This window comes from Nocardia sp. NPDC057227 (assembly GCF_042669725.1).
Classification (GTDB): domain Bacteria; phylum Actinomycetota; class Actinomycetes; order Mycobacteriales; family Mycobacteriaceae; genus Nocardia; species Nocardia asteroides_A.
Genome location: NZ_JBHUXA010000018.1, coordinates 18,423 through 31,932, shown reverse-complemented (window position 1 = coordinate 31,932; position 13,510 = coordinate 18,423). Strand labels below are relative to the sequence as shown.

The 13,510-nt window shown below is 72.1% G+C and carries 8 protein-coding genes; 2 read left to right on the top strand and 6 right to left on the bottom strand.

Translation table 11 applies throughout. From position 1 onward, the window contains the following. Nucleotides 1-7: 7 nt before the first annotated feature. Nucleotides 8-733, top strand: coding sequence for a DUF3558 family protein (locus tag ACFUJ1_RS23340; RefSeq protein ID WP_378648768.1), 726 nt, complete (start codon nucleotides 8-10; stop codon nucleotides 731-733). A 67-nt stretch (nucleotides 734-800) separates the two neighbouring features. Here ACFUJ1_RS23340 and ACFUJ1_RS23335 read toward each other — a convergent pair whose 3' ends face one another. The 6 genes from ACFUJ1_RS23335 to ACFUJ1_RS23310 form a co-directional block, all read right to left on the bottom strand. Beyond that, nucleotides 801-4,739: a multifunctional oxoglutarate decarboxylase/oxoglutarate dehydrogenase thiamine pyrophosphate-binding subunit/dihydrolipoyllysine-residue succinyltransferase subunit gene (locus tag ACFUJ1_RS23335; protein WP_378648766.1), complete on the bottom strand. Its 3,939-nt coding sequence runs from the start codon at nucleotides 4,737-4,739 to the stop codon at nucleotides 801-803. Between the two features lie 118 nt (nucleotides 4,740-4,857). Then, a complete protein-coding gene (locus ACFUJ1_RS23330) occupies nucleotides 4,858-8,745 on the bottom strand; it encodes an ABC transporter transmembrane domain-containing protein (RefSeq protein ID WP_378648939.1) in 3,888 nt (1,295 codons plus the stop codon). A 115-nt stretch (nucleotides 8,746-8,860) separates the two neighbouring features. Then, nucleotides 8,861-9,643: an ABC transporter permease gene (locus ACFUJ1_RS23325; protein ID WP_378648765.1), complete on the bottom strand. Its 783-nt coding sequence runs from the start codon at nucleotides 9,641-9,643 to the stop codon at nucleotides 8,861-8,863. Continuing rightward, nucleotides 9,640-10,710 (bottom strand): ATP-binding cassette domain-containing protein, encoded by a 1,071-nt coding sequence (locus ACFUJ1_RS23320; protein WP_378648763.1) that lies wholly within the window; start codon nucleotides 10,708-10,710, stop codon nucleotides 9,640-9,642. Before ACFUJ1_RS23320 ends, ACFUJ1_RS23325 begins: the two co-directional genes overlap by 4 nt. Then, nucleotides 10,707-11,492 (bottom strand): hypothetical protein, encoded by a 786-nt coding sequence (locus tag ACFUJ1_RS23315; protein ID WP_378648937.1) that lies wholly within the window; start codon nucleotides 11,490-11,492, stop codon nucleotides 10,707-10,709. Before ACFUJ1_RS23315 ends, ACFUJ1_RS23320 begins: the two co-directional genes overlap by 4 nt. A 104-nt stretch (nucleotides 11,493-11,596) precedes the next feature. After that, nucleotides 11,597-12,625, bottom strand: a complete 1,029-nt coding sequence (locus tag ACFUJ1_RS23310; protein WP_378648761.1) for a glutathione S-transferase family protein — start codon at nucleotides 12,623-12,625, stop codon at nucleotides 11,597-11,599. Between the two features lie 53 nt (nucleotides 12,626-12,678). Here ACFUJ1_RS23310 and ACFUJ1_RS23305 point away from each other — a divergent pair, with 53 nt between their 5' ends. Then, the gene (locus tag ACFUJ1_RS23305) at nucleotides 12,679-13,473 is read left to right on the top strand and encodes an enoyl-CoA hydratase/isomerase family protein (RefSeq protein ID WP_378648759.1); all 795 of its coding nucleotides are present in this window, start codon (nucleotides 12,679-12,681) and stop codon (nucleotides 13,471-13,473) included. The last annotated feature ends 37 nt before the right edge of the window (nucleotides 13,474-13,510 follow it).

Sequence of the window (13,510 nt, the reverse complement as noted above, 5' to 3'; positions counted from 1 at the left end):
GGCGATAGTGGTCGCGGCGCTTGCGCTGGGGCCGCTGCTGGCGGGGTGTGAGTCGTCGACGGAGGGGGCCGATCCGGCGCAGAAGAACGACAATCCGTTCGGGGTGCCGCGAACGGGGTGGTCGGGGTGTTTATGGGGCGCGGACGGCTATGCACTGCGCGTTTCCGCGACGACCAGAAGTCTCGAGGAGTTTCGCAACAACAGCCGGTTCCATGACTTCCGCCCCGCTGAGCTGCCCGGTCGCGACGCGACGCTCTTCGTGCAGGGCTCGGCCTCGGAGGCGAAGAACTGCAACGCCTTCTACGGCACCACCCAGGGCACGATCCAGATCTTCGTCATCGACGATCAGCTGGGAAAAAGCTTTGCGGAGCCATGCGGGCTGGTCACCCGCGCAGCGCGCGCGATCGATCAATGGATTCCCGGAGAGTTCGAGGCTCTGGCCGGCCGGGCCGCAGCAGGCGAGCTGCGTATCGCGTCGGGTGTCGCGGAAGCGTGCGCAGCGGAATGCGATCGGTATGTGCAGGAGCTGATCTCGCTCCGCCGACGCACCGCCAGCATCGTGAACCTCGACTCCTTCGGCGTCGGCGGTCCCGGCTCCGGCTCGCTGAGCGCGGCGCTCGGTCAGCACATCGAGACCGCGCAGTCCATGGCCGACATGTTCCGCAAGGCGGGCGCCGCCTACGCCGCCACCGAAGCGGGCAACGCCAGCGATCTGTCTGCACAGGCGCAATAGGAGCCGGGGAAAGCGAGCGGGCCGGGGTACCTGTAGGTACCCCGGCCCGCGAACAGCTCGGAAACTACTACTTGGTCGGCGCGAACGCCTCCTCGATGATCTCCGCCTGCTCCACCGCGTGCACCTTGCTCGACCCCGAGGACGGGGCGGACATGGCGCGCCGGGAGATGCGGCGCAGGCGGCCGAACCGCTCGGGGAGCAGCTCGGGGAGGTTGAGGCCGTAGAAGGGCCAGGCGCCCTGGTTGGCCGGCTCCTCCTGGACCCAGGCCAGGTCGGTGGCGTTGGGGTAGCCGTCGAGCGCCTCGTTCAGCCGGTACTTGGGCAGCGGGTAGAGCTGCTCGACCCGGACGATCGCGACGTCCTCGCGCTTCTGCTTGGTCTTCTCGGCGGCCAGCTCGTAGTAGAGCTTGCCGCTGGTGAGCAGCACCCGCTTGACCTTGGAGCGGTCGCCCGTTCCGGTCTCGTAGGCGGGCTCGTCGAAGACCGAGCGGAACTTGGACTCGGTGAAGTCCTTCACATCCGAGACCACGGCCTTGTTGCGCAGCATCGACTTCGGGGTGAAGACGATGAGCGGGCGGCGGATGCCGTCGTGCGAGTGCCTGCGCAGCAGGTGGAAGTAGTTCGCCGGGGTGGAGGGAACCGCGACCGTCATCGAGCCTTCGGCGCAGAGCTGCAGGAAGCGCTCGATCCGGCCGGAGGTGTGGTCCGGGCCCTGGCCCTCGTGGCCGTGCGGCAGCAGCAGCACGACGTCGGAGAGCTGGCCCCACTTGGCCTCACCGGAGGAGATGAACTCGTCGATGATGGACTGCGCGCCGTTGACGAAGTCACCGAACTGCGCCTCCCAGAGCACCAGCGCCTCGGGGTTGCCGAGCGAGTAGCCGTACTCGAAGCCGACGGCGGCGTACTCGCTGAGCGCGGAGTCGTGCACCGCGAACCAGCCGGGGTTCTCGCTGCCGATGTTGTGCAGCGGGGTGTACTCCTCGGCGGTCTTGCGGTCGATGATGACCGAGTGCCGCTGGGTGAAGGTGCCGCGGCGGGAGTCCTGGCCGGTGAGCCGGACCGCTTTGCCCTCGTCGATCAGGGTGCCGAAGGCGAGCAGCTCGGCGAAGGCCCAGTCGACCTTGCCCTCGTAGGCCATCTCGCGGCGCTTCTCCAGCACCGGCTTGACCCTCGGGTGCACGTTGAAGCCGTCCGGCACGTTCAGGAAGGCGTCGCCGATGCGCTGCAGCACCGACTTGTCCACCGCGGTCTGCACGGTCGACGGCACCTTCTGGTCGTCCTCGACCGACTCGCTCGGCTCCGGCGGGAACTTCTCCAGCTCGCGGACCTCGTTGAAGACCCGCTCCAGCTGGCCCTGGTAGTCGCGCAGCGCGTCCTCGGCCTCCTTGAGCGAGATGTCGCCGCGGCCGATCAGGCTCTCGGTGTAGGCCTTGCGGACCGAGCGCTTGGTGTCGATGACGTCGTACATCGAGGGCTGGGTCATCGAGGGGTCGTCGCCCTCGTTGTGCCCGCGGCGCCGGTAGCAGACCATGTCGATGACGACGTCCTTGCGGAACTTCTGCCTGAAGTCGACCGCGAGCCGGGCCACCCAGTCGCAGGCCTCCGGGTCGTCACCGTTGACGTGGAAGATCGGCGCGCCGATGAATTTCGCGATGTCGGTGGAGTACTCGGTGGAGCGGCTGTTCTCCGGCGCGGTGGTGAAGCCGATCTGATTGTTCACCACGATGTGGATGGTGCCGCCGACGCGGTAGCCGCGCAGCCCGGAGAGGTTCAGCGTCTCCGCGACGACGCCCTGGCCGGCGAAGGCCGCGTCGCCGTGCAGCATGAGCGGGACGACCGAGAAGCCCTCGGGGCCGTCGCCCTTGTCCAGCAGGTCCTGCTTGGCCCGCGCGAGGCCCTCCAGCACCGGGTCGACCGCCTCCAGGTGCGAGGGGTTGGCGGTGAGCGAGACCTCGATCTCGTTGTCGCCGAACATCTGCAGGTAGGTGCCGCCCGCGCCGAGGTGGTACTTCACGTCGCCGGAGCCGTGCGTGCCCGCCGGGTTCATGTTGCCCTCGAACTCGGTGAAGATCTTCGAGTAGGGCTTGCCGACGATGTTGGCCAGCACGTTCAGCCTGCCGCGGTGCGGCATGCCGATGATGACCTCGTCGAGGGCGTGCTCGGCGCACTGGTCGATGACGGCGTCCATCATCGGGATGACGGCCTCGGCGCCCTCCAGCGAGAAGCGCTTCTGGCCGACGTACTTGGTCTGCAGGAAGGTCTCGAAGGCCTCCGCCGCGTTCAGCCGGTTCAGGATGTACTTCTGCTGCGCGACAGTGGGTTTCGCGTGCTTCTGCTCGACCCGGTCCTGGATCCACTGGAGCTGGTCGGTCTCCAGGATGTGGGTGTACTCGACGCCGACGTGGCGGCAGTACGCGTCGCGCAGGATGGAGAGCACGTCGCGCAGCTTCATCCGCTCCTGGCCGTGGAAGCCGCCGACGTTGAACTCGCGGTCCAGATCCCACAGGGTCAGCCCGTGCTGGGTGACGTCCAGGTCGGGGTGGCTGCGGAACTTCTCCTTGACCAGCCGCAGCGGGTCGGTGTCGGCCATCAGGTGGCCGCGGTTGCGGTAGGCGGCGATCATCTCCAGGACCCGGGCGCTCTTGTCGACGCCGCGCTCGCGCACGTCCTTGCGCCAGCGGATCGGCTCGTACGGCACGCCGAGGCCGTGGAAGATCTCGTCGTAGAACTCGTCCGAGATCAGCAGCTGGTGGATGGTGCGCAGGAAGTCACCCGACTCCGCGCCCTGGATGATGCGGTGGTCGTAGGTCGAGGTCAGCGTCATCAGCTTGCCGATGCCGAGATCGGCGATGCGCTCGTCGGCCATGCCCTGGAACTCGGCCGGGTACTCCATGGCGCCCGCGCCGATGATGGCGCCCTGGCCGTTCATCAGGCGGGGCACCGAGTGCACGGTGCCGATGGTGCCCGGGTTGGTCAGCGAGATGGTGACGCCGGAGAAGTCCTCGGCGGTGAGCTTGCCGTCCCGCGCGCGCCGCACGATGTCCTCGTAGGCGGTGTGGAACTGGCCGAAGGAGAACTCGTCGGTGCCCTTGATGGCGGCGACGACCAGCGAGCGGCTGCCGTCCTTGCCGGGCAGGTCGATGGCGAGGCCGAGGTTGGTGTGCGCGGGGGTGATCGCGTTCGGCTTGCCGTCCACCTCGGCGAAGTGCCGGTTCATGTTCGGGAACTTCTTGACCGCCTGCACGATCGCGTAGCCGAGCAGGTGGGTGAAGGAGATCTTGCCGCCCCTGGTGCGGGCGAGGTGGTTGTTGATGACCAGGCGGTTGTCGATCATCAGCTTGGCCGGGATGGCCCGCACGCTGGTGGCGGTCGGGATGGCCAGCGAGGCCGACATGTTCTTGGCGACCGCGGCCGCCGCGCCGCGCAGCACCTTCGACTGGTCCTCCGCGGCCTCCTGCTTGGGCTTGCCCGAGGTGGGGGCCGCGTTGGAGGTGGGGGCGGGGGTGGTCTTCGGGATGCGCGCCTGCTGGGCGGGCTGCGCCTTCGCGGCCGGCTTGGCCTCGGCGGGCTTGGCTGCTGCCGCCTTGGCGGGCTGAGCCGTGGCCGGCTCGGCCTTCGCGGGCTCGGTCTTCGCGGCGGCCGGCTGAGCCTTCGCGGGTTGAGCCTTGGCGGGCTCGGCCTTCGGCTGGGCGGCCTTCGCCTGCGCGGGCTGTGCCTGCGCGGCCTTCGGCTGGGCGGCCTCGGACTGCGCCTTCGCGGCCGAGCCGTTGGCGCCGGAGCGAGCGGCCCCGTTACCGGTCGAGGCGGAACCGGCGGTGCTCGTGGCGGCCGGGCCCGCCTGCTCGGAATCTGCGCTGACTTCCGGGGTGTAGTCCGCCAGGAACTCGTGCCAGCTCTCGTCGACCGATGATGGATCAATTTTGAACTTCTGATACATCTCGTCGACTAGCCACTGGTTCTGTCCGAACTGGGAAGTTGAACTGCTCACAGCAGGTGTTCGCCTCATTCCGTTCTTCGCGCTGCGACGTTTGTGACGTGCCCGGCGGGGGACCGGCGGATACGCGCCGGTGCGCCCTGTTCGAGGATAGGCCCCGCAGCAAATCGGTGGATTCACCGACCACCGCTCAAGCCCCGGCCCTCGTTGTCGACGACTCGTCCTCCAACGAGAATATTCCCCCGGTCCCCTGAGCGGCAGCCCAGAGGCGGGCATAGGGCCCATCGGCCCCTACAAGGGCATCGTGCGGACCGAGCTGAGTGATACGTCCGTTTTCCACGACGGCGATCAGGTCGGCTCTTGCGGCGGTCGCGAGCCGGTGCGCGACCACCACCGTGGTCCGGCCGCGGGCCAGCGAGGTGGCCGCTGCCAGCACCGATGCCTCGGCGGCCGGGTCGAGCGTGGAGGTGGCCTCGTCCAGCAGCAGCAGGTCGGGGCGGACCAGCTCGGCGCGGGCGAGCGCGATCAGCTGCCGCTGGCCCGCGGAGAGGCCGCGGCCGCGCTCGCCGACCGGCTGGCGCATGCCGTGCGGGAGCGCGGCGATCATGTCCGCGGCGCCGACCGCCGCGGCGGCGTCCGCGATCTCCGCGTCGGTTGCGGAAGGTTTCCCGAATGCAATGTTGCTGGCAACGTCGCCGGCGAAGAGGTGAGCCTCCTGCGGCACGATGCCGAGCCGGGAGCGGTACTCGGCCAGCCGGTAATCGCGGATGTCGACCTCGTCGACCTGTACCGCACCGCCCGCCGATTGCCGTGGCGCGGCCTCGCTGCCGACGGCCGAGGTGCCCGGCTGCTCGCGGGGCAGGTCGTAGAGGCGCGCGAGCAGCTTCACCACCGTGGACTTGCCCGCGCCGGTCGGGCCGACCAGCGCGAGGGTGGAGCCGGCCGGGATGTTCAGCTCGACCCCGTCCAGCGCGAACCGGTCGGTGCCCGGGTAGCGGAATCGCACGTCGCTCAGCGCGACCGCGCCGCGCAGCCCGTGCTCGATCGGCACCGCGTCCGCCGGGTCGGCGGCGATCGAGGAGGGCGTGCGCAGCAGCTCGCCGATCCGGCGCAGCCCGACCCGCGCCTGCTGGTACCCGTCGAAGACCTGGGAGAGCTGGGTGACCGGGCCGAAGAGCAGTTGTAGGTAGAGCACGAAGGCGACCAGCGTGCCCGCGGTCACCGTACCCGCCGCGACCTCGCGCGCCCCGACGTAGATCACCGCGGCCAGCGCGAGGTCGGCCCAGGCGACGACGAAGGCGAAGTAGAGCGCGATCGCGGTCTGCGCGCGCACCCTGCTGTCCCGGTAGCCGCGAGAGTACTCGGCGAAGCGCCTGGCCGCGCGCGGCTCGTGCCGATTGGCCTGCACCGCGCGCAGCCCGCTCACGTTCTCCTGGAAGTCGGCGTTCACCGCGGAGACCCGCTCCCGGGAGACGGCGTAGGCGGTCGAGGAGAAGCGCCGGAAGAACACCGTGGCCAGGATCAGCGGCGGCAGCGTCGCCAGTACAACCACGGCGAGCACCGGGTCGATGACGATCAGCGCCACCGCGATGCCGACCAGGGTGAGGCCGCCGACCAGCGTGGTCGCGACCCCGGTCTGCAGGAAGGTGGAGAGCGCGTCGACGTCGGTGGTCATCCTGGTCATGATCCGGCCGGAGAGTTCGCGCTCGTAGTAGTCGAGCCCGAGCCGCTGCAGGTGCGCGTAGCTGCGCACGCGCAGCCCGAAGAGCACCCGCTCGCCGGTGCGCGCGGTGAGCACCGTCGTCACCGCGGAGACCAGCCAGCCCGCCGCCACCAGCGCGATCCCGATCAGCGCGGCGAGTTCCAGCGCGCCGGTGTCGCCGCGGCCGACGCCGCTGTCCAGCGCGTAGCGGACCAGCGGCGGGAAGGCGATGCCGAGCAGTGCGTCCAGGGCGAGCAGCCCCATGACGGTGAGGACCAGCGTGCGCACCGGGCGCAGCAGCCTGGCCAGCCGGAAGCCGGGGTCGGGGGCGCGCAGCCGCTCGCCGCCTGCGCCCGGCTGCTCGGTGGCGGGTGGCAGCCGGTCGAGCGCGCGGCGTAGCTCGGGGGTCTCGCCGAGCCCGGCCGCCGCGCCCGCGAAACCGGGGCCGGGGCGACCTATGGCGGGCGAGCCTAGGCTGCCCACTCCGGGGCGGCCTGTGGCGGGCGAGCCTAGGCTGCCCACTCCGGGGCGGCCTGTGGCGGGCGAGCCTAGGCTGCCCACTCCGGGGCGGTGTGTGGCGGGCGGGACTGTACTGCCCGCGCCGGGGCGGCCTGTGGCAGGCGGGACCGTACTGCCCGCGCTGGGGCGGGCTGTGGCAGGCGGCTCTGTGCTGCCCGCGCCGGGTGTAGCGGTGAACGGCTGGGGGGCGCGGTCCGGCGGCATGGGCTCGGGGGTGACGTGCTCGTGGGCGGGGAGCCGGATGACCCGGTCGGCGTGCGCCAGCGTGGATTCGCGGTGCGCGAGCACGATGGTGGTGCGGCCCCCGCGGTCGGGCAGCGCGGCGAAGATGGCGGCCTCGGTGACGGCGTCGACGGCGGAGGTGGCGTCGTCGAGCACGAGGACGCGCGGCCGGGCGAGCAGTGCGCGGGCCAGCGCGACGCGCTGCCGCTGCCCGCCGGAGAGGGTGAGGCCGCGCTCGCCGACCACGGTGTCGTAGCCGTCCGGCAGCTCGGCGATGAACTCGTCCGCGGCGGCCAGCCGGGCGGCGTGGCGGATCTCGGCGTCGGTCGCGTCGGGGTGGCCGAGCGCGATATTGGCCGCGATGGTGTCGGAGAAGAGGAAGGGGTCGTCGAAGACGACGCCGACGGCGCTGCGCAGCTCGGTGGCGCGCAGGTCGGCGATGTCGACCGGCTCGGCGCCGGGGGCGGTGAGCCGGATCCGCCCCGACTCCGGTGCGAAGAAGCGCGGGAGCAGCAGCGAGAGCGTGGTCTTGCCGGAGCCCGCCGGGCCGATGATCGCGACCGTCTCGCCGGGGCGGACGGTGAGGTCGAGGTGGCGCAGCACCGGGCGATCCGGGCCGAAACCGAAGGTCAGGTCGTCGATCTCGACGCCGAGCGGGCCGTCAGGCAGGGTGGCCGGGGCGGGCGGGTCGGTGAGCGTCGGGGCGGTGTCGATCACCTGGTTCACCCGCTCGGCGGCGGCCCTGGTGAGCTGGGCCATGATCACCACCGAGGTCATGGTGCGGGCGGTGGAGGTCATGGTCGCGACGTAGGCGGCGAAGGCGAGGAAGGTGCCGATCCCGATGCTGCCGCGCAGCGCGAGCAGCCCGCCGAAGCCGATCACCGCGACCAGCCCGATCTGCGGGATGGCCGCGACGGTCGGCGCGAAGCGGGAGTTCAGCCTGGCGGCGCGCATGCGCTCGGCGAAGAGCGAGCGGCCGTGCCGCTCCAGCAGGTCGACCATCCTCGACTCCTGCCCGAAGCCCTTCACCACCCGGACGCCGGTGACCGTCTCCTCGACGTGCTGGGCCAGCTCGGCGGCGCGCTGCTGGGCCGACCAGGTGGCGGCGTAGAGCCGGGGCCGCAGCCGGTAGACGACGATCGCGATGGCGGGGACGACGAGCAGCGCGATCAGCGCGAGCTGGGGCGCCAGCCAGAACATGACGGCGGCGGCGAGCACGAACTGCACGAGTGCCATGCCGGAGAGCGGGACCATGGCGAGCAGCCCCTGCACGAGCTGCAGGTCGGTGATCGAGCGGGACACCACCTGACCGGTGCGGATGGCATCCTGCCCGGCGCCGTCCAGGCGCTGCAGCGAGCCGAGCAGATCCAGCCGCAGGCCGTGCTGGACGTCGAGCGAGAGCCGCCCGGCGAGCAGCCTGCGGCCGAAGGCGGCGGCGAAGCGGGCGCCGGCCAGCGCGACCAGCAGCAGCGCCACGGTGCCGATCACCGCGGTGTCGCCGATCCCCGCGGCATCCACCGCGCGCTTGAGCAGGAGCGGTGCCGCGATCTCGACGAGTGCGCCGATCAGGATGGTCGCGACGACGCCGACGACGGTGGAGCGGTGTTCGAGACATCGGGTCCAGAGCCTGCGGATCCAGCCTGCTCCGGTGGTCGGGGTGTTCGTGGGCCGCCTCCTCGGGTGCGCGGATACTTCACCGACGGTAACGATCGGCACCGACACCTGAATTCCCCGGCGGCGGGGGGAGAACCTAGAGCTCGGCCTCGCGCAGCGTCCACCAGCCGAAACCGCCGAGCCCGGCGGCCCACAGCAGCAGCACCACGTAGGCCGCGGGTGTCGGGGCAAGGAAGCCGCTCTCCGGGAAGGCGCCGACCGCGACGGTGGAGATCGTCGCCGAGCCGGGCAGCAGCGCGACCACCCCCTCCACCTCGGCGGCGCGTGCCACCAGCCAGATCAGCGGCTCCAGCAGCACCAGCCAGCCGAGCAGCACCGCGAGCGCGGCGGCCACGCTGCGCAGCGCGAGCCCGAGCCCGGCGCCGATCACCGCCCAGCACACCGCCGAGAAGAGCCCGCCGCCGAACACCGCGACCAGGCTCAGCCCGAACTCGACCTTTCCGCGGCCGAGCCCGACCAGCACGCCGATCCCGATCAGCGCGCTGACGACGGCGGCGGCCAGCCCGGCCGCGGCGGGCAGCGCCAGCTTGGCGGCGGCCAGCCGATCCCGGTTGGGGGTGAAGAGCACGGTGGTCGGCATGCCGCCATTCCAGTACTCGCCTGCGGTGGCGAACACGCCGAGCACCGCGGCGGCGAGGGCGGCCACCGCGAAGGCCGGGTAGAGCCCGATCGAGGCGGCGCCGGTGGCGGGCTCGCCGGTGGGGTCGAGCGGCCCGGCGGTCAGCGCGGCGGCGACGGTCGAGATCAGCGCGGCGCCCGCCACGACGGCGGCGGCCCAGCCTATGCCGGGGACGCCGATGAGCTTGCGGAGCTCGGAGCGCAGCGCGGGCAGGAGCTCGGTCGGCAGGTAATCGATCATCGGGAAACACCGTACGGCGCTGGCGGTTCGACGCGCCCGGCACCGACCGCGGCGTGTCCGGCGAACGGCGAGAGCACGCCGGAGACGCCGCCGGGCGTGCGCGACGCGGTGGCGGCCCGGTCGGTGAGCGCGGCCAGCACCCGGTCGGGATGGATGGGGTCGGGGATGACGGCGGCGACGCGCACCTGCGCGGCCGCGGCCGCCTCGCGGATGACCGCCTCGGTGGCCTCGGCCACCGCCAGCCGGCCGTCCGGGCGGATCACCGCGTCGGTGTAGCCGCGCGCGGCGAGGTGCGTGGCGAGCGCGATCGGGGTGGCGGCGTCGACGATCAGCCGGTCCGGGTAGCCGCGCCGCAGCTTGGCCGGGGTGCCCTGGTAGACGACGGCGCCGCCGGCCAGCAGCAGCAGCGCGTCGGCGGCGGGGAGCAGCGCGGCCAGGCCGCGGCCGGTGACCACCGCGGCGCCGCCGCGGGCGGCGTGGGCGCGCAGCAGTTCGGCGAGCCAGTTGCGCTCGGCCGGGTCGAGGCCGTCGACCGGGTCGTCGAGGACCAGCACCCTGGGGTCGGGGAGCAGCGCGGTGGCGATGGCGAGCCTGGTCTGCTCGCCGATACCGAGCACCTCGATCCTGGTGCGGGTCTCGTCGCCGAGCCCGGCCAGCGCGGCGACCTCGTCGGCGCGCCCGTCCGGCACCTCGGCCGCGGCGGCGTAGGCGAGCAGGTGGTCGCGGACCCGGCGCTTGGCCGGCAGCCCGCGCGGGACCAGCACGCCGTTCACGGTGTGCGGGGTGCGCGGCGCCGCGCCGAACGCCTCGACCGTGCCGTGCGTGGGCGCACGCAGCCCGAGCAGCACCCGGGCGAGCGTGGATTTCCCGGAGCCCGGCGGCCCGGCCACCGCCGTCACGGTGCCCGCGGGCACCGCGAACGAGATGTCCTCGAGCGCGGTGCTCGCGCCGTACCGGACGGCGAGCCCGCGCACCGCCAGCGCCGCCTCCGCCCCGAGGGAACCCACGTCTGCCGCGTCCGAACCGCCCACCCCGTCGGCGGCCCGGACGCCGATGCCTCCGGTCATCGCGCCGTCGGCGGGTGCGGCTTGCGGGTGGGCGCCGGGTGGTGCCCGGCGGCGCGGGCGGGCGGCGACTTGCGCTGGCCCCGGCCGGAGTCGATGGCGGGCAGCGGATCGGCGTCGATCACCAGCGGGGCATCCCGCCAGTGCGTCGGCGCGGGCCCGAATGCCTTGCGCGAGTTCTCGACCGTGGTCTTGCCGAGGGCCCGGTTGCCGAGCCCGCCGATCACCGCGCCGATGCCTGCCGGCACCACCTTGCCCGCCATGAGCGCGGCCCGCTTGGTGAGGAACCGCACGATGAAGCGCTTGAGCAGCGAGTCGTTCATGGTCTGCAGCCCGGGGATCTGCTTGGCGAAGGCGGTGCCCCAGTTCTTGGCCGAGTGCCCGATGGACTTCTGCACGATGTCCATGCCGCTCTCGCCGAGCACCACCGCGAGCACCAGCGCGCGGCGCTGCTCCTGCGCCTGCGGGGTGATGCCGTGCACCGAGGCCACCGCGAGCGTGTACACCGCGGAGGCCTCCATGAAGAAGGTGGTCTCCGCGCTCACCGCGGCCAGCGCGGCCATCGTGCCGACGCCGGGCACCGCCGCCGTCGCGCCGACCGCGCTACCGCTGCCGGTGACGGCCAACAGGTACTGGTTCTCCAGTCGCTGGATGATCTGCGCCGGGGTCTCGTCGGGGTGGGCGCGCCGCAGCCGGTCCACGTACTTGGCCACCGCGGGGCCCTGTAGCCGCGAACCGGTGTCGAGCAGCTGTACCACCGTCTTCTCGAAGGCGTCCTTGAACATCATGGGCGTCTCCTCCTGTCCCGCTCGGCTGGTTGGAACTGTAGGGCACGGTGCCGACACAGCTCCCCTCGACAACGAAGTACCCAGCCCGCGGAGTTCCGCGCTCAGCCGAAGGCCGGAACCTCTTCGCCCGCGCGCGGCGGGGGCGGCGGCGTTCCGTCGCCGAACGGGCGCCCGCCGAGCTGCTCGCGACCGTGCGGGGTGCGCCAATTCGCCAGGTCGGGGCCGACCGGGACCACCCCGGTGGGGTTGATGTCCCGGTGCACCGCGTAGTAGTGCGTCTTGATCTGGCCGAAGTCGGTGGTGTCGCCGAATCCAGGGGTCTGGAACAGGTCGCGGGCGTAGGCCCAGAGCACCGGCATCTCGCTCAGCTTGGTCCGGTTGCACTTGAAATGGCCGTGGTAGACGGGGTCGAAGCGGGCCAGCGTGGTGAAGAGCCTGACATCGGCCTCGGTAATGGTGTCGCCGACCAGGTAGCGCTGCCCGGCGAGCCGCTCGGTGAGCTCGTCCAGCCGGGTGAACAGCCGGGCGTAGGCGCGCTCGTAGGCGTCCTGGTCGCCGGCGAAACCGCAGCGGTAGACGCCGTTGTTGACCTCGGTGAAGTTCTTGTGCGCGACCTCGTCGATCTCGTCCCGCAGGTGCGCCGGGTAGAGGTCGGGCGCGCCCTCCCGGTGGAACGCGGTCCACTCGGTGGAGAAGTCGAGGGTGATCTGCGGGTAGTCGTTGGTGACCACCTGGCCGGTGGCGATCTCGACCACGGCGGGCACGGTGATGCCGCGCGGGTAGTCCGGGAAGCGGGCCAGGTAGGCGTCGCGCAGCCGGGGGATGCCGAGCACCGGGTCGACGCCGCCGGGGTCCAGGTCGAAGGTCCAGCTCAGCTTGTCGTGGGTGGGGCCGCAGAGCCCGAGCGAGAGCGCGTCCTCCAGGCCGAGCAGCCTGCGCACGATCAGCGTCCGGTTGGCCCACGGGCAGGCCCGCGCCGCGACCAGCCGGTACCGCCCGGCCTCGGCCGGGTAGCCGTCGCGGCCGTCCGCGGTGATCCGGGTGGTGATGTAGTTGGTGTCCCGCTTGAACTCGCCCGGCTCCACGTAACTGCCCTGCGAACCGGAGCGATCCTCTGCCGACGTGGTCACGCGCCCCAGTCTGGCACGCCAGGCCGGAAACCCACCGCCTACGCTCTCCCGACATGAGCGGAACCGAACCGACACGCCTGGAACGCCGCAGCACCGATGCCGGCGCCGAGCTCGCCGTCCTCACCCTGGCGAACCCGCCGCTGAACCTCTTCGACCAGCCGCTGTTCGACGCGCTGGTCGCCGATATCGCCGAGCTCACCGCGCGCCCGCCGCGCGCGCTGCTGCTGCGCGCCGAGGGCAAGGTGGTCTCCGGCGGGGTCGACGTGCACGTCTTCGAGGGGCTGACGGTGGAACAGGGCGCCGAGCTGTGGCGTTCGCTCTTCGAGACGATCATCCAGCCGCTCGAGGCGCTGCCCTGCCCGGTGGTCTTCGCCGCGCACGGCCTCACCCTCACCGCGGCCTTCGAGATCGCGCTGGCCTGCGACATCATCCTGGCGACGCCGACGGCCAGGTTCGGGTTGGTGGAGACGGTGGTCGGGCTGACCCCGTCGATGGGCGGGCCGCAGCGGCTGGCCGAGCGGGCCGGCTCCGGCCGGGCCCGCGAGTTCGTCATGACCGGCGATCTCTACGCCGCCACCGTCATGGCCGAGTGGGGCGTGGTGAACGGGGTGCACGAGGACGTCGAGGCGGCGGCGCAGGCGCTCGTCACCCGGCTGGCCGACGGCCCGACCCGGGCGCACGCCGCGACCAAGGAGATCATCGGCGCCTGGCGCTCCGGCGGTGTGGCGCACGCGGATTCGGTGACGCCCGGGGTCTCCGGCGCGCTCTTCGGCACCGCGGATCTGCGCGGCGGGGTGCGCAGCTTCCTGGAGCAGGGACCCGGGAAGGCGACCTACACCGGGCGGTGATCGGCGGACACGTTCTCCGGCTATCGCCACGAGATTG